25 protein-coding genes are annotated in these 19,618 nt (G+C 30.5%); 6 read left to right on the top strand and 19 right to left on the bottom strand.

The window, feature by feature from the left end; all coding sequences use genetic code 11:
* The 4 genes from ABI657_RS15990 to ABI657_RS15975 form a co-directional block, all read right to left on the bottom strand.
* Positions 1–1,525, bottom strand: a 1,525-nt coding sequence (locus ABI657_RS15990) for a SprB repeat-containing protein (protein ID WP_348098271.1), incomplete at its 3' end; no start/stop codon positions are given.
* Between the two features lie 19 nt (positions 1,526–1,544).
* A complete protein-coding gene (locus ABI657_RS15985) occupies positions 1,545–2,465 on the bottom strand; it encodes a formyltransferase family protein (protein ID WP_348098270.1) in 921 nt (306 codons plus the stop codon).
* A 2-nt stretch (positions 2,466–2,467) separates the two neighbouring features.
* Entirely contained in the window at positions 2,468–3,619 is a 1,152-nt protein-coding gene (locus ABI657_RS15980; protein WP_348098269.1) for an ABC transporter substrate-binding protein, read from the bottom strand.
* Between the two features lie 60 nt (positions 3,620–3,679).
* On the bottom strand, positions 3,680–4,234 hold the full coding sequence (locus ABI657_RS15975; RefSeq protein ID WP_348098268.1) for a tail fiber protein: 555 nt from the start codon (positions 4,232–4,234) through the stop codon (positions 3,680–3,682).
* A 528-nt stretch (positions 4,235–4,762) separates the two neighbouring features.
* Between ABI657_RS15975 and ABI657_RS15970 the strand changes: the two genes are divergently transcribed.
* From ABI657_RS15970 to ABI657_RS15950, 5 genes are all read left to right on the top strand, one after another.
* Entirely contained in the window at positions 4,763–5,134 is a 372-nt protein-coding gene (locus tag ABI657_RS15970) for a hypothetical protein (protein ID WP_348098267.1), read from the top strand.
* Positions 5,135–5,136: 2 nt separating this feature from the next.
* Positions 5,137–5,772 carry a hypothetical protein gene (locus ABI657_RS15965; RefSeq protein WP_348098266.1) on the top strand — a complete coding sequence of 212 codons (636 nt, stop codon included), beginning with the start codon at positions 5,137–5,139 and terminating at the stop codon, positions 5,770–5,772.
* A gap of 1 nt (position 5,773) precedes the next feature.
* On the top strand, positions 5,774–6,565 hold the full coding sequence (locus ABI657_RS15960; RefSeq protein ID WP_348098265.1) for a histidine kinase: 792 nt from the start codon (positions 5,774–5,776) through the stop codon (positions 6,563–6,565).
* A 112-nt stretch (positions 6,566–6,677) separates the two neighbouring features.
* Complete coding sequence (locus ABI657_RS15955) at positions 6,678–7,343, top strand: response regulator transcription factor (RefSeq protein WP_348098264.1); 666 nt, start codon at positions 6,678–6,680, stop codon at positions 7,341–7,343.
* Between the two features lie 328 nt (positions 7,344–7,671).
* A complete protein-coding gene (locus ABI657_RS15950; protein WP_348098263.1) occupies positions 7,672–8,934 on the top strand; it encodes an asparagine synthetase B in 1,263 nt (420 codons plus the stop codon).
* 2 nt (positions 8,935–8,936) lie between these two features.
* Here ABI657_RS15950 and ABI657_RS15945 read toward each other — a convergent pair whose 3' ends face one another.
* The 12 genes from ABI657_RS15945 to ABI657_RS15890 all read right to left on the bottom strand — a co-directional run bounded on the left by ABI657_RS15945 (position 8,937) and on the right by ABI657_RS15890 (position 17,256).
* The gene (locus ABI657_RS15945) at positions 8,937–9,740 is read right to left on the bottom strand and encodes an endonuclease/exonuclease/phosphatase family protein (protein ID WP_348098262.1); all 804 of its coding nucleotides are present in this window, start codon (positions 9,738–9,740) and stop codon (positions 8,937–8,939) included.
* A 43-nt stretch (positions 9,741–9,783) separates the two neighbouring features.
* On the bottom strand, positions 9,784–9,993 hold the full coding sequence (locus ABI657_RS15940; protein WP_348098261.1) for a hypothetical protein: 210 nt from the start codon (positions 9,991–9,993) through the stop codon (positions 9,784–9,786).
* 14 nt (positions 9,994–10,007) lie between these two features.
* Entirely contained in the window at positions 10,008–10,418 is a 411-nt protein-coding gene (locus ABI657_RS15935) for a hypothetical protein (protein WP_348098260.1), read from the bottom strand.
* A gap of 24 nt (positions 10,419–10,442) precedes the next feature.
* On the bottom strand, positions 10,443–11,474 hold the full coding sequence (locus tag ABI657_RS15930) for a hypothetical protein (protein WP_348098259.1): 1,032 nt from the start codon (positions 11,472–11,474) through the stop codon (positions 10,443–10,445).
* A 2-nt stretch (positions 11,475–11,476) separates the two neighbouring features.
* Complete coding sequence (locus ABI657_RS15925) at positions 11,477–13,255, bottom strand: AAA family ATPase (protein WP_348098258.1); 1,779 nt, start codon at positions 13,253–13,255, stop codon at positions 11,477–11,479.
* A 2-nt stretch (positions 13,256–13,257) separates the two neighbouring features.
* Positions 13,258–13,473 (bottom strand): hypothetical protein, encoded by a 216-nt coding sequence (locus ABI657_RS15920; protein ID WP_348098257.1) that lies wholly within the window; start codon positions 13,471–13,473, stop codon positions 13,258–13,260.
* Between the two features lie 226 nt (positions 13,474–13,699).
* Positions 13,700–13,981 carry a membrane protein insertion efficiency factor YidD gene (gene yidD / locus ABI657_RS15915; protein WP_348098256.1) on the bottom strand — a complete coding sequence of 94 codons (282 nt, stop codon included), beginning with the start codon at positions 13,979–13,981 and terminating at the stop codon, positions 13,700–13,702.
* Entirely contained in the window at positions 13,982–14,212 is a 231-nt protein-coding gene (locus ABI657_RS15910) for a hypothetical protein (protein WP_348098255.1), read from the bottom strand.
* A gap of 161 nt (positions 14,213–14,373) precedes the next feature.
* Positions 14,374–15,042, bottom strand: a complete 669-nt coding sequence (locus tag ABI657_RS15905) for a response regulator (protein ID WP_348098254.1) — start codon at positions 15,040–15,042, stop codon at positions 14,374–14,376.
* 6 nt (positions 15,043–15,048) lie between these two features.
* Positions 15,049–16,548, bottom strand: a complete 1,500-nt coding sequence (locus tag ABI657_RS15900) for an ATP-binding protein (RefSeq protein WP_348098253.1) — start codon at positions 16,546–16,548, stop codon at positions 15,049–15,051.
* 250 nt (positions 16,549–16,798) lie between these two features.
* Positions 16,799–17,038, bottom strand: a complete 240-nt coding sequence (locus tag ABI657_RS15895; protein WP_348098252.1) for a hypothetical protein — start codon at positions 17,036–17,038, stop codon at positions 16,799–16,801.
* Between the two features lie 47 nt (positions 17,039–17,085).
* On the bottom strand, positions 17,086–17,256 hold the full coding sequence (locus ABI657_RS15890; protein WP_348098251.1) for a hypothetical protein: 171 nt from the start codon (positions 17,254–17,256) through the stop codon (positions 17,086–17,088).
* Positions 17,257–17,331: 75 nt separating this feature from the next.
* On the opposite strand from ABI657_RS15890, the gene ABI657_RS15885 reads away from it, so the two are divergent.
* Positions 17,332–18,237 carry a hypothetical protein gene (locus ABI657_RS15885; RefSeq protein ID WP_348098250.1) on the top strand — a complete coding sequence of 302 codons (906 nt, stop codon included), beginning with the start codon at positions 17,332–17,334 and terminating at the stop codon, positions 18,235–18,237.
* Between the two features lie 59 nt (positions 18,238–18,296).
* Here the strand turns inward: ABI657_RS15885 and ABI657_RS15880 are convergent, their stop codons facing one another.
* The 3 genes from ABI657_RS15880 to ABI657_RS15870 form a co-directional block, all read right to left on the bottom strand.
* Positions 18,297–18,731 (bottom strand): carboxymuconolactone decarboxylase family protein, encoded by a 435-nt coding sequence (locus ABI657_RS15880; protein WP_348098249.1) that lies wholly within the window; start codon positions 18,729–18,731, stop codon positions 18,297–18,299.
* Between the two features lie 79 nt (positions 18,732–18,810).
* Positions 18,811–19,383: a Crp/Fnr family transcriptional regulator gene (locus ABI657_RS15875; protein ID WP_348098248.1), complete on the bottom strand. Its 573-nt coding sequence runs from the start codon at positions 19,381–19,383 to the stop codon at positions 18,811–18,813.
* Between the two features lie 131 nt (positions 19,384–19,514).
* The coding region (locus tag ABI657_RS15870) for a 50S ribosomal protein L20 (RefSeq protein WP_348098272.1) at positions 19,515–19,618 on the bottom strand (104 nt) is incomplete at its 5' end.

Raw genomic sequence — 19,618 nt, 5'->3', positions numbered from 1 at the left:
TTACTGAAGCAGATCCATTCGATCCGCCATTACAAGACACATTGGTTTGAGAACCAGTTGCTGTACTTATTGCTGTCGGTTGAGTTACTGTAATTCCAGATACAGTTCCTGTGCATCCATTATTATCGGTAATTGTTACCGAGTAGGTTCCAGCTGCAAGTCCTGTTCTGTCTTCGGTAGTAATACCACCACCCCAGCTAAAGGTATAAGGCCCAGTTCCTCCTGTTGGAGTAAGGTTAATTGTTCCGTTAGTTCCACCATTACAAGAAACATTAGTTACAACGGTTGTTCCGCTTACTGCTGCAGCCGGTTGAGTAATTGTATAATTGCGAGTTGCAGTACAACCGTTAGCATCTGTTACTGTTACGGTATAACTTCCTGCAGCAAGTCCAGAAGCTGTCGCTGCTGTACCGCCTGAAGGAGACCAAGAATAAGTGTAGCCAGGAGTTCCGCCGGCAGGCGTTACCGAAGCTGTACCGTTAGAGCCACCATTACAGGATACATTAGTTTGAGAGCCAGTTGCAGTACTGATTGCAGTTGGTTGTGTAACTGTAAAGTTAACAAAAGCAGTACACGAGTTTGCATCAGTTACTGTACACGTCCATGAACCAGCCGTTAAGCCAGTGACAGAAGTTGTTCCGTCACCAGTAGGGTTTCCAGGAGTCCAGTTGTAAGTGTAAGGAGCAGTTCCACCAGTTGCAGCATTTACTGTTGCAGCTCCATTTGAACCACCATTACAAGCCACGTTAGTTTGTGAAGCAGCTGTTAATATTACATTACATGCCGGTGTCTCAAATAGACGAAAGTTATCAATTCCCCATTCTTCATTATTTCCTTCAGAAAAGACACGTATTCTTAGGTTCAAAACATTTCCTGTGCCGGCAAAAGTTTTACTAAATTCGCCAAAAGCGTTCGTTAATTGTGTACCATCACCACAACCATTGCCATCGGTATCTTCGAATAAATATTTGTCTACTCCATTTGTTGCACTACCTCTATTAAAAAAACGTATTAAACTGGTATAAGTTCCTCCATCAATACTGTATTCAACAATAATATAATCTGTATTGGTTGTTCCAACACCACTGCTACAGGCATTTGTATTATCCCAAGGTTCATTGGTACTTGCAGCAGCAATTAAACCTTTAAAACTTAATCCGGTTTTTCCAGTGATGGGAATTCCTGTCCATTCTATTTGGAGCTCATTTGTAGCAGCATTTGCAAGCTGATTGTTAACCGCTCCACTTGCTGTGAATCCTGTTCCTGTTGCATTATGATCTTCTCCAGCCCAAAAGGATGTTCCTTGTTTTCCTGTAAAAGGAACAATTTGTTGTATGGTCAAACCATCTGTCAATTTGAAATAGCTTGCACTAGGGGATGTTGTTCCTCCATTTTCTTCTGGAACTCTAAGTCCACTGGTAGGAGCACTTTCAAAATTGTCGCTCCAAAACTGTGTTTGTGCACTTCCCTTTATCCAAAGAAGGAAAAGTAACATTGCAAAAATAAAAGTAAAGTTTTTTTTCATGATTATATTATTTGATTTATTAATAATTGTTTAATGCCATGTTATGTGATGAAAATTGATTGGCTTTCATAATACCTTCATCAGTACTAAGTATTGCGATTGCGATTTGTTTGTCGTCTTCACAAGCTATATTAATGGTATCTGTTATTGATACTATTGTTCCGGGTTCATTGCTATGTGATTCATTCAGTATTTTAGCTGTAATTATTTTAATCTGCTCTCCTAATAATGTGGCATCTGCACCTGTGTTCCAAGGATTACATGCATTTATTAGTGCGATAATTTCGACTGCCGTCATTCGTTTCCAGTTAATATAAGTATCTGCTAATTCAGGTTTCTCATAATAATAAGCTAAATTTTCTTCTTGTTGCTGATTTGGAATGCTGCTGGCAAATTGTAACATGTTCGCCATGTTTAAGGCTACATAAGCCAAGCGCTCACTTAATCTCACAGTTAATTTTCCATATGTGTCTTCTTTCTGAATAGCCACAGGATCATTAAAAATTATATTTCCCTCATCAAATTTCGAGTTCATAAAATGAGCACAGATAGCAGTTTCTGTTTCTTGGTTTTTTAAAACTTCAAAAATGGGCATTACACCACGATATTGAGGTAAAGGCCCAGGATGAAAATTTATGAACTTGTCATTTCCGTAGGACAAAATGGTATCTGGAAGTAGAAATGGAAATGATATGCAGAAAACATAATCGGGTTGTAAAGTATCTATCCAAGGCCTCATTTCAGAAATGCTCTTTTTGTCAGTAAAAGATTTAAAACCTATATTGTTATCTTCTGATTCTCTTTCTAATGCATTAATGATTGTATTACCTCCCTTACCAATACCAATTCCACATATAAATTTTTCATATGTTAATAACTGTAGTGCAGGAAAAGCGAATTTTCCTCCACATAATACTATTATTTTTTTTTGAATTTCCATATTTAAATACACGTGTAACTGTTATGCCAGGCAGATGTTGAATTATTAAGTTCATGAGAAGTTAGCTTTTCAAAATGTTCAAATACATCATTAGTTAAGCCTTCTATCTCTACTTCACATTTACCTTTATTATTGGAGATTATTGTTGCATTATACAAGGGTGCAATTGAAGTATTTGTTTTAGAATCAAAGTAAACTCTGCCTCTAGGACTTTCAAACGCAAACAATTGCAAATCCAATGCTATTTTTTGAACACTATTTTTATGTTCATCAATTAATTCTATTACTTTTAATGCTATTGTTGCACTTTCCCAACTTAATAATGAAAACAGATTAGGTATTCTACCCGCTTTTATGATTGTTTCAATAAAGATTTTATTTTCTTTAGAGTCTATTTTTTTCGACCACGCTGCAATTCCTTTTATTTTATTACTTGGATATTCTGCATCAGCAAGCATCATTTCTTCAAAGCCAAAAGGAGGCAAATAAATAGGAAGATTTTGCTCTTCAAATGAATCTTTAATACCTTCAAAATACCATTGTACAAAATCACCGCTAAAAATGCTTAACAAAGCACTGTTTGGGAATTGATCTAAGTGTTTTTTTATTGGTGCTACAGTAAAATCTTTTGCTTCATACCCAGTAGCGTGATTAAAAGAAATAATTCCACCTGATTCTTCAAAACCTTTTGAAACACCATAAGTATGTAAGTAACCACCATCGTAATAACCAGTTACAATACCTGCTGATGAGTAACCATCACTTATAGCTTGTTTTGCAGAAAGTGAAGCACCTAAGGAATTATGAAGAGAATGATAGAAAATATTTGGACATGTAGGCCATTCGTGAGGCAAATTGGCTCCTGCATCTAAAACAATCAACATTTTATTAGCTGCAAGAAAAAGTGGTCGCAGTAATTGTGCCATCCGATGACCAATATAAGCAATAACCACAGAAACATTTTCTTCCAATAAAAGTTTTTCGGCACTTCGGTAACATTGTTGTTTGTCAGCTCCAAAACCAATATTTTCAGTAACTAATTTAACATCACTTTTTCCTAAATGTTTTAGCCCTGAGCAAAGTCCTTCATATAAATCAAAATTAATAGTTTGATAATATGTTGAGCGTGGTAGTAAAATCCCAATTGTTAACATATGTTTTAATATTAAAAAAAAGGAAATTTTCATATTGAAAATTTCCTTTAATATTTTTAATTAATTTCTACTTGGAAAAATTCCTTCAGTTGCAATTGAATAGTTTATAACTAAATAAGGATTCATAATTGAAATTGGTTGAGACCCTCCTGTAATTGCAGTGTTTCCTGAAACAGTAGAAGCACCGTAATTCTTACCGTCTGTAGATACACTTGAATATATTTCTACTCCGGTATTTGCAAGAAAAGCTCCTTCTGCAGATGCAATATCTGGTCCTCCAGTCGAAATAGGAATGTTTACAGCAAGTCCTGTTGCAGCGTGGATATGAGCAGGCATATTTGAGGTTAGTATTGTTACAGTTGGTGAACCACTAATTTCTCCCATATTGTGTGCTGGAAGTCCTGCTCCTTGTCCTTGTCCTATAGGCATACGCCCTTGTAAATTAGGTAGTCCAAATGTCTGAACTCCATTTCCGCCATAGGTAGTTCCTAATAATGCAAATAATGCATTGTTTTGGGCAATTGATAGAAGCTGACCTTGGCAGGTCATGTAGCCTCTAGGGGCAAAATTAAATCCTAAAATTTTAATTTCTCCAACGAATGGTTCTGTTGACATAGTTGTTTTGTTTTTATAGTTAATAAATTAAATGACTAAATACATATTATTATTTGTCTTTAATGCCTTTTTATACTTGTTATTAGTTTACTCATTAAAACTAATAAGCTTATTTTTTTTTTGATAATAAAATGACATGAATAAGCAATTTTATGTCATGAGTGGTTAATTTTTATGCTTTTAGTTTGTTTGTTATTATTATAAAAATTGTGTTTATATTATTGATTGTAATTTTTTTATAGTAAATCGAAAATGAAAAACTTAATTTTACTAATAAATATTTATGTGTATAAGTTTTTTTGTATTAAAATATGTAGTTCAAAATTACATTATAAAAAAATAATCAGTATAGGTATTTATACGTGTTTTTGTGTTAATATCTAGTAACTATCTGTTTGTTAGTAATTTTTTATAAGTTTTTTTTAATATTTTTTTATTCTTAATTGTTAATTTTTTTAATATAATTCATTAGTTTAGCTAAAGATTATTTTAAAATCACATACTAACTTTATACTAATAATTAAAATTATGGCAGAAGAAAAATTTCCCGGAAAAATTGAAATTGCATTATCAACGGGTATACAGTGGGCAGAAAAGTTTAGAAACCCCAAAACTGAAGAAACAAAGAAAATAGAAGCTTATCTTATCCCGTTGGAAAGTCTGGAAAAAGTTTTAAGGCTTAAGGAAAGTCGAAAAATTGATGCTGTTCGTGCTTATGTAGGCATAAATGAATTAGGAGAACAAAATCTGATGTTTGTAGGAGCAAAATTGGATGCAAGCACTGGTATTTACAAAGATGTGTTTGGTGAGGGAACTAATAACATTGAATCGGGAAGCTTTGTATACGATGGATCACGTCCATGTCCTCCATTTGGTGATCCTGATAGCCCATTAGGTTAAAAATGATTGATATATTAATATATGCAGGTTATTTTATTTTAATAATTAACCTAATTTTATATTCATTTAGCTTTTTTCGAAAGGAAAAAGCTAATGGTTTTTTTGTGGGTTATCTGACTTTTGCTTTTATAATGCAATTTATTATGGAAGTAATGTATTACTTGCATATGAATAATTTATATGCTGTTAATATATTTTTTGTTGGGCAAATGATTTTTTTAGGGTTATTCTATGAATCTGTCTTGAAAAATAAAAAACAGAAAAGGTTTGTTAAATATAGTATAATCGCTGTAATATTTATTTTGTTTTTTCAGTTTGTTATTGACTATAAGGAATTTTTGAAATTTAATTTATTAGGAATTACAATTACATCTTTAATAATAGTAGTTTTTGCTCTATTGCATTTTTATAATATGCTTACAGATGAAAAAGAATATTATTATTTGAATATTGGGGTTCTTTTTTATCTGTTTTCAAGTACTGTTTTGTATTTGGTAGGAAATCTAACTTCTGGCTTAAGTGATGATGTTAAATATCTAACCTGGACTTTAAATGCCTTACTAATAGTAGTTTATTATTTTTTTATTTTATTTGAATGGAAAATAAGGTATGATCAAAATAAGAAAATTAACAATTAACATGGGATCAAGCACAATTTACGAAAAAGAAATTGTCGCCATAATTTTATACACATCATGTTTCTTTATGATTATGGCTCTTTTTTTAATAGTGTTTTTTTATTTTTCTAGAAAAAAAATCATTCAAAAAGAAATTGAAAAAAGAGATTTAGAAATTTTTCACCAAAAAGAACAATTACATGCTGTAATTATTACACAGGAAGAAGAACGTAAAAGAATTGCTCAGGACTTACACGATGACATCAGTTCAAAATTAAATATTGTTTCCTTAAATAGTTATTTGCTTACTTCGCCAAATTTAAGTACTGCCGAAATAAAAGAAATTACAGATAACATTATCAATTTAACTGCAAAGGCATTAGATAATTCCAGAAAAATTGCTCATAATCTGTTACCTCCTGTTTTGGATAAATTTGGGCTTCATGCCGGTATCGAGGAATTATGTGATGAATTTGAAAGCAGTAAATCCGTGAAAGTTTTTTATCAAAATAAAATTGAATTTGATCAAAAGGATAGAGACAGGGATTTACATATTTTTAGAATATTGCAGGAATTGATGAATAATTCCCTGCGTCATGGAAAAGCTTCTGAAATAAATATTGTTTTTGATAATGATAATGGGATTAAAACCTGTTTTTATAAAGATAACGGAATTGGTTTTAATAGTAATGATGCTCAAAATCAAAAAGGACTTGGTATGAAAAATATAAACAGCAGAATCTCTTTTATTAATGGAACTATAAATTTGAGCTCAAAAATTAACAAAGGAATTGAAGTTTTTTTTACTTTTTAACGGTTTAGTTTGTTTTGTGTTAATATATTTAGAATTAATATTCCCTTTTTTTAATAATTTATAATATATTTTTGCAATACAATATTCTTACAGTATACAAAACCAAAAGGGAATGAATGATTCTATTAAAATAATTTTAGTTGATGACGAAATCTTATTTCGTAAAGGAATCTCATTTTTATTAGAAAGAGAAGAAAATATAGATGTCGTATTTGAAGCTTCTAATGGTGAAGAATTAATTGCTTATCTTAATCAGTCTGCAACCAAACCGGATATTATTATTATGGATTTGAAGATGCCAATTTTAAATGGAGTCGAAGCAACAAAAATTATCCGAAAAAACTTCCCCGAAATCAAAATTATTGCATTAACAAGCTATGACACAAAATCATTTGTAGCGAATATGATCCAGATTGGAGCAGTTGCATATTTAATAAAAAACAGCACTCCTAAAGATTTATTACATACAATTAATCAGGTTTTCTTAAAAGGGTTTTTCTATAATGAAAATGTATTACAAACTATTAAGGAAACAATTATTTCTTCAAAAAAATCAAAATCAAATTTAGAAGGTAGTTTTTTATCACCTCGCGAAATTGAAATTCTTCAGCTCATCTGCATGCAAAAAACAACAATTGAAATTGCAGAGGAACTTTTCCTAAGTCCAAGAACTGTTGAAGGTCATCGGAATAATTTATTACTTAAAACAGAATCAAGAAATATTGCCGGTTTGGTTGTATACGCTATTCAAAATGAAATAGCGGTTTTAACTATTTGATTTAGCTTGCTAAAAATTGAATAGACAATACATAATAGGAGATTATAGTAATTAACAATAAGCAAAGACCTATTTTTTTTAATATATTCAATCTTTTGAACTCATTGTCTGTTTGATTAATTTTCATAATTTTATTTTTAATAATTATTATTTGACAAAATTACCATTAAGAATTTTTGTTTATGTAAGTGTTTTTACCTGTTTTTGTACCAAAAAATACAGGAATAGAAATAAAAGTGGTCAATTCAAAATTGCAATGACATCATATATCTTTTCAATAGCTTTTTAATGCTTCCTTTTATATCTTTACTTTGAAATAGTTAATCAAATGAGGCAATATTTAATTTATATAATATTTTTTTTAATTTCATTATCATCAGCAAAAGCTTCTTTTATCCTTCTTCCAATGGATGAAACTACACAGCAAAATCACCTCAAAGCTTACGGCATTACCTATTGGTGCCTAAATAAGGACTATAAGGCAAGCTGGTTGTTGAATTATCGCGGAGGTTCATTTTTATTGCCTGATGCTGAAGAAATACGAAAGGAATGTAAAATCAGGGGTGTAAGTTTTGAAATAGTTTCAGATAGTGAAGTGAGTTCAATTTTAGATGAAATCTCCAGTCCTTCTCAAAATATGGAATCCGTTGTTTTAGAAAAAGCACCTAAAATAGCAGTATATACTCCAAAGGGCAAACAGCCTTGGGATGATGCAGTAACGTTGGTTTTAACCTATGCCGAAATACCGTTTACACCTATTTATGATGAAGAAGTTTTAAGTGATCAATTGTTGCTATATGACTGGCTGCATTTACATCATGAGGATTTTACGGGACAATATGGTAAATTTTATGCGGCTTATAAAAATACACCCTGGTATATTGATCAAAAAAAAGATGCTGAATCTCTGGCTGCAAAGTTAGGTTATTCTAAAGTCTCTCAGGAAAAAGGAGCTGTTGCAAAAAAAATCCGGGATTTTGTTGTTGGAGGCGGGTTTATGTTTGCAATGTGTTCAGCTACTGATAGTTTTGATATTGCCTTATCTGCTGACGGAGTAGATATTTGCGAAGCGATGTTTGACGGTGATCCAAGTGAGTCAAATTATCAATCAAAACTCAATTACGGAAGCTCATTTGCGTTTAAAGATTTTATACTCGAACGAAGACCGGAACAATACGAGTTTTCAGATATTGATATGACTATTAAACGAAGAATTTCTCCTGATAAGGATTATTTTTCCTTAATGGAATTTTCTGCCAAGTGGGATCCTATTCCGAGTATGTTATGTCAGAATCATACCCAATTGGTAAAGGGGTTTATGGGACAGACCACATCATTTGATCAGACTTTAATTAAATCTAATGTTTTAATTATGGGAACTTGCGAACTTAATGGTGAAGCACGCTATATTCATGGTGAGAAGGGAAAAGGGATGTTCACTTTTTTTGGAGGACATGATCCGGAGGATTTTCAGCATCAGGTAGGAGATCCACCGACTGTTTTGGATTTGCATCCTAATTCTCCAGGATATCGTTTGATTTTAAATAATGTTTTGTTTCCTGCGGCGAAAAAGAAAAAATTAAAGACATAAAACTATTTTATTGAAAATTCAAACCAAATCGGAATATGGTCAGATATTTTTCGGGCTTCCTTAAGAAAATTAAATTTTGTATAAAATGGAATTATTCCCGAATTGATGTAATTAATAGAACCTGTTTTGTAAAATATATTATCAAATTCAGATGCCAGACAATTATTAGTCTGGCATTTTTGTTTTAAAGTTGTTTTTTGATTTTGAAATACAGACGTGTATCCTAATTTTTTCAGCGGATTAAAAACCGTATGAGATTCAGGACAGTTGAAGTCGCCTATAAAAACCAGATTAAGTTTAGCATATTCGAGAGGTAAAAATTTAAAAAATTTAATCTCTGTTTCAGGTTGCTTATTTTGGGTAATGGCATGATAATTAACTAATGTGATGTTTTTTTTATTGATTTCGAAAGTAGCAAAATAAGGTTCACGATCAATTTCTAAATGGTATTTTTTCTCCAGCCATGCATTTCCTTTTAGTTTTGCCTTATTGGTTTTCCAGATAAAAGCATAGCGTTCGGTTTTATAAGCACTACTCGAAGTAGGGTTGCTGATTTTATAATCCCATTTAAAACCCTTTAGATTTAGTATTTCGACCAGTTTGGTAACCGATTGCGCTCCGCCATAACCTGCTACAACTTCCTGAATTGTAATGATATCATAATCCTTGATTGTATTGGCAATAAAATTTAATTGAATTTCAGATTTAGAGTTTCCAAAGTTTTCAATGTTCCAGGAAAGAACTTTGGTTTGGGAGTAGAAAAATGTTGTAAATAAGAATAAAAAGGAAATAAGAATGATTTTCATTTAAAAATGATTGAAGTTCAAATATAAAAAATATCCTCTAAAATTAATCTTCCCAACCACAAAGAGTCAGACCAAATCCTTTGGCTTCTTTCAAATTGACTTTTACTATTTCATGCTTACACGCTCCAAAACCGCGGCAGAATTCACTCAGATGGTATTTTTTAGCTCCTCTGATGCCGCAGATAAATACTTTTGTTTCGACTGTACTAAATGATAAAAGCGGAATTAATAAAATGGTTATAATAAACTTCATATTTCCTCTTATTATTAATTAACTATCAAATCGTATTGATTGCCATTCTTGTCTGTTGCTTTTAATTTACCATACGTAACCCATTCCGTATTAATATCAATATCCGGAAGATTTTCTACATTTAATATTCCGGCGCCGTATTTACCCTGTACATTAATATTGCCAAAAATAGAATCACCTTTGGTATCTACACCTTTTACGTCGTAATTATATTCATAATTTCCAGAGATTCCTGTTCTGTATTCATACTGAAAAGTTTTATCTACATGATACGTTTTGGCTTCCTGAGGGGTAATTGTTTCGCGGTCATCTGCTGTAATTGCCTCTTTGTAAAAATTATTTATTTGTGCAGGGGGAGGACTATCGGCTTTTTTGCACGAAAGTATTGCAAGAAATAAGAATAAGGTTAGGTAGTTTTTTAGCATAGGCTTTTGTTAAGGATATTAATATTAAATTTCATTGATATCTTTCTCAATTAGTTTGTACTTGTCTTTAATATCATCTCCCATATAAAAGTCTAATAAATCCTTTTTAGTTAATGTTCCGATATTTAAAAATCGTTTTAAATATTCCTGATTAAATTCCATTAATAATATTGATTTTTCAAGTTGTTTCAGAATAGCTTTATTGTTTTCAATATTATTGATTACCAATGATTTTATGGAAAGTATTTCATTAATATCTTTGATGATTCTATTTACAATCATTGCCAAAACATCTTTGTCAAGCTCAATTTCTTTTGAATTTAGTGCAATATCACGCGCAAGCATATAGGCGATAGCAAGATTGGAATAATCTCCTTTTTGTGAATTTACAATAGCAATAAAACCAACTCCTGGAATATAACCCACATTATCAAAATTCTTGAGAATTGAATTATCTATTAATGAAATATCAAAAACAATTAAACTTACTTTAGAATCTCGGTTCGCTTGCGTTTCAATTAATTGACTCCAAGCTGTATCACTTTTGCGAGTAAAAATTTCTTTATTCTCAATTTCACCAAAGCGAATACTTTTATCAAATTTACATTCAATAGCAATCTTTAAATCAGAACTTCCGTTGACTTCACAGATAATATCACCAGTCTTATTTCTAGGAATATTTCCTGCAGTATTTCCAGTTAAAAATGCTCGATCTTTTAATCGCTTTTCTGAAAAGTAATTGTTTAGAAATTCTGCGATGTCATCTTCTGCCAGAGATCCTTTAATTGTTGATTTATAGAAAAGTTCTTTTTTCATTTCGAAAATCATTTTAAGACTTTCCAGCTCTGTACCAAGTTCATTATTTGTTTTGGCTAAGAATGATGAAATTCGATCTTCCATTAATGCTAAAACACCAATGTAAATTGCACGTAAAAGTTTTTCGTCTCTTTCGTTTACAGAAAGATTATCGAAGTAATTAAAAACGATTTGGTTTTCTATTTCAAACTCTTGGATTTCTAAGCGTTTGAGTTGTTGGTTGAGTTTTATTGTTGACATGATTATTCACTATAAATTTCTATGATCTTTTGTTTAAACTGCTCTTTAATTATGAAGCTCTCACCAGCAACAAAACTAATAGCTTTATAAGCTTTACCACTTCCAACCTTTTCAGTCATACCTAGTTCTTCTTCTATATCATTTTCCAATATAAATGTTTTTCCAAGAGTGTGATCAATCATATCTTCGATACTTTTTGAATCTCGATCACCACTAGCAATTCCATTTCTATCTTTTCCAACTTGATGATCTTTATCGTAAACTGCACAATATTTAATTCTAAATTTATTCAATAAATTTACGTATAAGGGAATATTATTTTTACTTCCACAGTCAATTATTGTGAAATCATACCTAAATATATCCAATGATTGAGCTAGCATAGGAATTATTGTTCTGTCAGTCTGCCCTTCTACAAGAATAACTTTTTTAGCAAAAAATAATTCACTTCTCTCGGGGTTTATCCAATAACTTAAATTAAATTTTTTCTTTTCTTCTAAATCTTCAAATATATCATTTACATATTGCAATACTTTAGTACCAGTTTCTATGCTGTCTTTTTTTACAATACAAATAGATTTATGAAATCCTAAATCTATAAAAGAACTTGAATGTGTACATAGAATTACTTGACTTTCATCTTTTGATAAGTTAACTAAAGAAAAAAATAATTCTTTTTGTGCTTGAGGATGTAAGAATAACTCAGGTTCTTCAAAAATAAAATAAGTAGATTTTGATGATTTTCTTGAAGATGTCTCAGAATCTAAATCATCTTCCTCTCTTTCTTGCTTGAGAACTTTAGACCAAGCTTTTATCAATGCAAAAATTAATGCTCTTTGCAAGCCATGACCTTTTCTAGTTATATCAGTTTTTATACCATCATCGACAGAAACATTTGCACCAACTCTAAAAATGTCGTCAACATTTGGGGCAGTAATTTGAATGTCAATTTTTGTATTCCAACTTGTTAATTCGTTATCTAATAAATTCTCAAGAGAAGTTAAATCTTCTGGTCGATTTACATTAAGTTCTCCATCTAAATTGTTTTTATTAAGAATTTTGGTTAATTCAATTATTTTTTCTTTAGCCTCTTTAAATTGTGGATTATGTTCAGAAATTTTACTAATAACCCTAGAATAAAGTTGACCGAAAAGAGAACTACCTTTAGGATTTAATTCATCTGAAGCATTTTTTATTGAAGGAATAAAAAATAAATCTCCAAAACTACCTTTTGCGACATTTTTTAAACCCAGAAAATTATTTTCTTCTAGAATATAATTAAAATTTAGATTTTCTAAATTAGCTTTAATAAATTCACTTTGAGCAAATTTAAATTGATCAATAGTTATCGCTCCTTTATCTGGAAGAAAAGGTTCAAGTGGTAATGTTTCAGCTATTTCTCTTTTTTTGAAATCTGAAATTTTTGATTCCTTCAACCAATCTTCTTCTGCTTCTTCAATGTAACCATTATATATAAAAGATCCGTTTTTATAAGCTGTTTTTCTAACTTTAATTTTATTATCTGCCGAAACATATTTCTTGAAAGTTATACCTTCAGATTCTGAAAGATCAATAAATTCGACTTCAACCCAAAGCTCTTCAGCTTCTCCATTAAAATCAAGATTATGGTTAGTAATTTCACCAAAAAAAAATAAAATTGAGCTAAGAACATTTGATTTTCCATGATTATTTTGACCTATAAAAATCATTAAATCTTGGAAATAAATTTTTTCACTAATTATTGATCGCCAATTTGAAATTCTTATGTTATTAATTTTCATGTTTAATCATATTTAAATTTTACATAAGAATTAATGTAACTGTTCAATCCAGAACCTTCGTACGCTAATCTTTTCATGTTCTCAACATGTGATTGTCCAGCTTTTCTATAGCTATATTGATAGGTACTTCCTGAGGAAAATCTCACTCTAATATAATCAGATCCAATTTCATATCCTGAAACTCCGGATCCCCCCTTTCGATTTGCATATCGTTCCATAATTTTAAAGCTTTTGAGTTTTATAAACATTTTTAATATGAGATGAAAAATAAGATCCTTTTGAATTAGCAGACATTAATTCATCATAGACATGTTCAGAAACTCCAAAGTATTGATTTAATATTTGACGATCTTACATATTCTCTTTCCATAATTATAGTTTTTTTCTAAATCTAAGTAGAAAGTATTCTTCTAAAATGCGTACTTATACCTGATTTTATTTCAGTTAACTGATTAGTCTTTCCGCGATTTCTTCGCTCTCAATTATTATTTGAGTAGGAAGAATCATCTGTATTTTATTGTTAATAGGATTTTTAAAAATTTGAAAATTTCCATTACAATTTTCATATCGAAAAATAAAAGCTTTTAATCCTTTTATGAAACCTTCTTTTTGAGTTACTTCAAAAACATAATTAGAACACGATTTTTTAAAAATGCATTTTTTTCTTTTAAAAGCTGGAATGCATTTCCAATACATTTTAATTGCAAATAATATTAAATGCTTCATCTATTTTTGAAAGACAACTAAATGAGTGAAAAGTGTTTGAGCTGGTCTTGCTCCAAAGCCAAAACATCCTACTTCTGCATGAACAAAAGTTGTTATGTTTTCTACGCGGACATATTGCCAGTCTTTTGCAGTGTAATGCTTGATTGCACTTTCTAATTGTTCTGCAATTTGTGCTGATGAATTTTTCTTGAGATCGATTAAAGCTGCGAATGGTACTATTTTATACTCCATAATTTTTTGGTTTTAATTAATATTTAAATTGATTTGATAATTCAAACTTAAACCTATTTAAAATCAGTATTTTACGGAAAACCATAATGCGTAAAATTTTTACATTTCGCAATAAAAAAAGCCCCCGAAGGAGCTTGAAATTAATTTAAGTAAATAAATATTTAAATAATCCCCATGTCTTTTGTAATAGAAACCAAATGAACGGTATTATTAGCTTTAAAAAAGTCTTTAAGTTTGGATAGTCTTTTTTCTACAGCACTTTTACTATTGGGTTTAATATCGGAGTTTTTAAAAATATCTATAATTTCATCTTGTGAACTTCCGGCAGATAAGTATTTTAGAATTTGAATGTCAGTATCATCTATTTCGTAATTGCTTTTGTCCTGCAATGCCGAAGCAACTTCCGGAGAAATATATTTATTATCAGAGGTCGAAACTAAATTAATAGCTTTTTTTAGCTCTTCAATACTGTTCAGGCCTTTTAATACAAAAGCATCAACTCCTGCATTCTCAAAAAGTGATTTAATGCGATAACTTTTATCTTCTACAGAGTACGCTATGATTTTAATATCAGGCTGTAGGGCTCGAACTTTTTTAATCAGTTCATCTCCGTTTGCAATATCTGGTTTGCGATGATCTGATTTAAAAGAAAGATCACTAATTAATAAGTCGTAGGGTTGATTTTGACTAATGGAAGCACGTACCTTTAAAAATGCTTCATCACAAAATTTTGAATGTTGAAAGTCGAGAATATTTAAATCTTTTAAAACTTGTTGAATTCCTAGATTCATTGTATCAAGATCTTCGGCTATTATTACTTTTTTAAACATAGGCTTTTATTTGGGCATCGTTATTTTTACTTTAAAACCTTTATCAGGTTCAGTGTCAAAAGTAATAGTTCCTTTTGTAGACAGAATACGGTTTTCCATATTTTGTAAACCATTTTTTATAATTTTATTTTTTTCGCAACCTTTTCCGTTATCGGTATAGTCTATAAATATTTTTTTTGGACTGTTGTCAAATTTTACAACTATTACTGATGCTTCACTATGTTTTTTCATATTAACCATTAATTCCTGTAAAATACGGTAGATCGTAATCTTCTTTATCTGATCAATGTCATCCCAATTGATTTTTTCCATACCGTTAATGAGGATATTTCGGGTAGCAGTGTTGTAAGTAGAAAGCGTTTCTTTTAAGCTCTCCGAATAATTTGTTCCGGTATCAATATCATTATTATCTCTCGAAATTCTGCGTACGCGGTTATAAATGTGATTCAGTTTATGGATTAAGGTTTCTTTTTTATTTTCACTTTCTAAGGGCTGTGTTTGAGTAAAAGTGATAGCATTAAAAACATCATTAGCGAGTTCATCATGAATGTCTTTGGCAATTCTGGTTTCAGTATCATAAGCAATTTTTATATTTTCGATTCTGCCTTTATTTCTGTAATATCGTATCAGAATTACTATTACAATAATCAAAAATAGAATTCCGATTCCGGCGAATATCTTCTGATATTTTGCTTCCTGAAGTGATAATAAGTTCTCGGCTTTCTCTAAACGAAGTTTTTGGTTTTCATCTTTTTCTTTTTTAGAATCATATTTTATTCTGGCAAACTTGTTTTTGTAATTGTTCCGAATTTTAATAATACTATCATTCAAAACAATATATTTCTGAGCATATTTTATACTTTGTTTGTTGAAATCATTCGAAATTAAAAACTGTAGTGCTCTTAACCTTTCGTCAATGCTATTGAGTTTTGTTGCTGTTTTGTAAGCATCTAAAGCATGCTGATTTGATTTTTTAGAATCTGTTAAGGCGTAATATTCTGCCAGATGCAGATTACTTTCGATACTTCCATACAAATCATTATTTTGAATTCTGATCATAAGACTTTCATTAATTAATGAAAAACCTTTCTGAATAATTCCCTTTTTAAAATAGGCATAACCTAAATTGTCTTTAAATCGTGCCTTGTTTACTATTTCACCTGCTATTTTTTTATTTAAAATAGATTCTAAAATATTAATTGCTTTCTCATATTTTTTTTGTTGGATATAAATAACTGCAATGTTATTCAGTGGCGGTTGTATGGATATAGAATCTGTAGACTCTTTTATAGCTTCTTTGTAATAATAAATGGCATCGTCATAAATTGAAAGTTCCTTGTCTGCTATACCAAAAAGGTTATTGATGGCAACACTGTAAATATTTTTTTTTTTAATGTAGGGTAGTGCTTCAGTCAATGTTTCTTTACTTCCATAATAATCTCCATTTATTTGCTGAATAGAAGCCATTTTAATAAGTATGTAAACGATATTGGCTGTATCGTTCAAAGTTTCATATGCTATTTTTGATTTGTTAAAGTTGTAGAAAGCAATATTAAAATTTTTTCTTTCAAAATTTATTATTCCTTTTTTGCGAAAGTTTACAGCTTCTTTTTTTACAGGTTTTATATTAGGAGTAATTGTGTTTTTTTCTTTACAGGAAAGAAAAAGAAGAAAAAGAAGAAAATAAAAAAAAGGGGATCGCAGCATAGAACTTACTTTCCCCGAAATTAGTAATTAATTATAAATAAATAATTTATTAATCTGTTATTTTTGGTGGTGGTGGTGGCACAGTTACGGGTGCATCACCCGGACCATCAGCATAAGTTGGTGTTATTTCTTTTTTTGCCTGTGTTTCATATTCCTCAGCTGTGCAAGAAAACATAGTAGTAGTCAATAGCGCAAACGCTCCCAATAAAAATAATTTTTTCATGATGTTATGAATTAAAAATTGATATAAGTATTGCTGTCCGGATTCTGTCCAGATCTTGTTTGTCAATACCTATTGTGTTGGGAAGTGAAGTGCGTAGAACAGTAAGAAGTTATTTATACTTCCCGGATAAAACCCGACTTACGGTTTTCCGCACTTATAATTGAACTAGTTTTGTACATTTGTTTTAACCTGCAGATCAAAACATTAACTTGATTCTGAAGCAAAGTAACAACCATTGTAAACCTGAATTGATACGGAATTCCCGGACGTCCTGAAAATTTCATTTAAATCCGGTAATAGTTTGGGAAGTCTCGTAAAATCCAATGAAATCCTAAAAAAATAATATAAAAAGAATGCCTATGCATAACAATACTTTAAATGAAGAGGATTATAAGGAAGCAGTTAGGAGTAAATATGAAAAAGAAAAGAAGGGTATTTATTCTAATTATTTAGGTAATCCTTCACAAGCAAATTTGAGAGATTTGTGTTGGAAAATTTTTAAATCAAATCAAAATACAGATGATTTAAATGTATACGATGATTTTTTCAAATTTAAATTTGACTCAGAAAATGAGGATACATCTATTTCTTATACTGATAAATTTAAAAAAGTGGGAAGATTTTTTAAAGGAGAAACCAAACCAGCAAAAATTGAAACAGTTGATTTTGCTGCAATTTTGGTAGATTTTCAACCAAGACCATACGTTAAGTTTAGAAGGATTGGCGTGTCTGAAAAAGAGATAGAAATTCCCAAAGAATCTGATTCATTAATTTTAGAGGAAGTAAATGAGGATGAAAAAAAAGAGCAAAAAAACGAAGATGCGAGTATTGTTGAAGGTTTGCTAATAAATAAAAAAGAAACTATTAAGTTTTCTGAAAAATTTAAAAGAAAATTAAAAGAGACAATAATTACTATAACTATTATTTTTTGTCTAATAGCTATGGTAATCTATTTTGCATACTTTAAAAAGGACTGTATGCAATGGACAGGAGATTATTATGAAAAAGTAGATTGTATTCAGGAGATAAAAAGTTCAGATATAAAGCCTTATGATGAAATACAATTTGAACTAAAAAAGATTAATGTTTCTGATACGACAAGCTTTTTCAAATTAGGAAAACCTTGTATTTGGTATGGAAAATCTTTTGAAGGGAATTATGATTGTTTTACGGCTCCCGGTTTACATCCTGAAACGGGAAAAACATTAAAGCCAATTACGCAGTATATTGCAAATAAATATTTATTAAAAAGTAAAGACGAATAGCGAATGACTAAAAAAACTTCAGACATAAATTTAAAATATATCTGAAGTTTTCTATTTAATTAAGCAACTCTCAATCCAGTCGTAATAGCAAACCTGTTCCATGAATTGATAGTAATAATAGCAAGGATGATTTCTGCTAAATATTTTTCATCAAAAAGACGGGCGGCATTCTGATAAACTTCTTCAGAAACATGATTATTGATTAAAGTTACTTCTTCTGTCAAAGCGAAAATAGCTTTTTCTTCTTCCGTATAAATATCTGCTTCACGCCATGCGCTAATAAGATAAATACGCTGTTCCGTTTCTCCATATTTCCTCGCATCTGCTGTGTGTAAATTGATACAGAAAGCACACCCATTTATTTGAGAAGCTCGAATTTTGATAAGTTCTTTGTGCGTAGAAGTTAAAGAGGTAGTAGAAATATATTTTTCTAAATTCATTAAGGCTTGATAAGCTTCTGGAGCAACTGTTGGAATAACGACTCTTGTTTTCATTTTTATTTGTATTTAAAGTTCAAAACAAAGGTCAGTATATCCTATTGTGAAAAACTTGATCTACTTCAAGAAATACTATCTACACTTTTCCAGCTCTAATTTTACTCATAAACTCAGCCGAAAAATCAAGATAGGAGGCAAGCATATATTGAGGAACCCGCTGTACAAATTCCGGATTTTGATTTTTAAAATGATTATATCGTTCTTCTGCCGACATAGTAAATAAAAATTTGATTCGCATTTGAGCGGCACCAAATGTTTTTTGTGACACAATTCTAAAATAACGTTCTAGTTTTGGTATTTGAATTAATAATGATTCAAGAACAATTTTGTCAATCGCAATGATATCTGAATTCTCTACTGCCTGGATATAAAAATGTGATTGAGTAGTATTGTGAAAACTTAGATAATCAGTAATCCACCAACTCTCAATTCCAAATTGAAGTGTTTGTTCAGTTCCTTTATTATTAATGATATATTGCCTGAAACAGCCTTTGATTATAAAGTACATCGCATTGCAAACTTGACCTTCCTGTAAAACATGTTCTTTCTTTTTTATTTGCGACAGATTCAAAGATGATTCTAAAAGAGTAACTTCTGATGGTTCTAAGCTTACGAATTTCTGAATATGGTTAATAAGGACTGAATGCATACGTTATGAATTTTATGTAAATATAATTATAAATTCAATTTTGAAAGTTGTCTTCTATAAAAGCAAAAAGCCCGGTCTTTCGACTGGGCTTTTTATATAAGTAAGTAATCAAAATTGAGTTTATAAAACGTTTATTTTACTTTGTTAAGTATTGCTTTGAAAGCTTCAGGGTGATTCATTGCTAAATCTGCAAGAACTTTACGGTTCAATTCGATTCCGTTAGCTTTTACTTTAC

Origin of the sequence: Flavobacterium sp., assembly GCF_039930565.1 — a bacterium.
Lineage (GTDB): Bacteria > Bacteroidota > Bacteroidia > Flavobacteriales > Flavobacteriaceae > Flavobacterium.
Note: the sequence above shows the minus strand (reverse complement) of the source record. Positions and strands in the feature narration are given on the sequence as shown.

Bases quoted from the DNA above. Each gene is read 5' to 3' on its own strand.
- ABI657_RS15875 (WP_348098248.1), bottom strand. From the start codon at position 19,383: ATGCATTCAGTCCTTATTAACCATATTCAGAAATTCGTAAGCTTAGAA.
- ABI657_RS15950 (WP_348098263.1), top strand. From the start codon at position 7,672: ATGAGGCAATATTTAATTTATATAATATTTTTTTTAATTTCATTATCA.
- ABI657_RS15930 (WP_348098259.1), bottom strand. From the start codon at position 11,474: ATGTCAACAATAAAACTCAACCAACAACTCAAACGCTTAGAAATCCAA.
- ABI657_RS15910 (WP_348098255.1), bottom strand. From the start codon at position 14,212: ATGGAGTATAAAATAGTACCATTCGCAGCTTTAATCGATCTCAAGAAA.
- ABI657_RS15970 (WP_348098267.1), top strand. From the start codon at position 4,763: ATGGCAGAAGAAAAATTTCCCGGAAAAATTGAAATTGCATTATCAACG.
- ABI657_RS15905 (WP_348098254.1), bottom strand. From the start codon at position 15,042: ATGTTTAAAAAAGTAATAATAGCCGAAGATCTTGATACAATGAATCTA.
- ABI657_RS15965 (WP_348098266.1), top strand. From the start codon at position 5,137: ATGATTGATATATTAATATATGCAGGTTATTTTATTTTAATAATTAAC.
- ABI657_RS15940 (WP_348098261.1), bottom strand. From the start codon at position 9,993: ATGAAGTTTATTATAACCATTTTATTAATTCCGCTTTTATCATTTAGT.
- ABI657_RS15955 (WP_348098264.1), top strand. From the start codon at position 6,678: ATGAATGATTCTATTAAAATAATTTTAGTTGATGACGAAATCTTATTT.
- ABI657_RS15945 (WP_348098262.1), bottom strand. From the start codon at position 9,740: ATGAAAATCATTCTTATTTCCTTTTTATTCTTATTTACAACATTTTTC.
- ABI657_RS15975 (WP_348098268.1), bottom strand. From the start codon at position 4,234: ATGTCAACAGAACCATTCGTTGGAGAAATTAAAATTTTAGGATTTAAT.
- ABI657_RS15960 (WP_348098265.1), top strand. From the start codon at position 5,774: ATGGGATCAAGCACAATTTACGAAAAAGAAATTGTCGCCATAATTTTA.
- ABI657_RS15920 (WP_348098257.1), bottom strand. From the start codon at position 13,473: ATGGAACGATATGCAAATCGAAAGGGGGGATCCGGAGTTTCAGGATAT.
- ABI657_RS15880 (WP_348098249.1), bottom strand. From the start codon at position 18,731: ATGAAAACAAGAGTCGTTATTCCAACAGTTGCTCCAGAAGCTTATCAA.
- ABI657_RS15935 (WP_348098260.1), bottom strand. From the start codon at position 10,418: ATGCTAAAAAACTACCTAACCTTATTCTTATTTCTTGCAATACTTTCG.
- ABI657_RS15925 (WP_348098258.1), bottom strand. From the start codon at position 13,255: ATGAAAATTAATAACATAAGAATTTCAAATTGGCGATCAATAATTAGT.
- ABI657_RS15980 (WP_348098269.1), bottom strand. From the start codon at position 3,619: ATGTTAACAATTGGGATTTTACTACCACGCTCAACATATTATCAAACT.
- ABI657_RS15885 (WP_348098250.1), top strand. From the start codon at position 17,332: ATGCATAACAATACTTTAAATGAAGAGGATTATAAGGAAGCAGTTAGG.
- ABI657_RS15890 (WP_348098251.1), bottom strand. From the start codon at position 17,256: ATGAAATTTTCAGGACGTCCGGGAATTCCGTATCAATTCAGGTTTACA.
- yidD (WP_348098256.1), bottom strand. From the start codon at position 13,981: ATGAAGCATTTAATATTATTTGCAATTAAAATGTATTGGAAATGCATT.
- ABI657_RS15985 (WP_348098270.1), bottom strand. From the start codon at position 2,465: ATGGAAATTCAAAAAAAAATAATAGTATTATGTGGAGGAAAATTCGCT.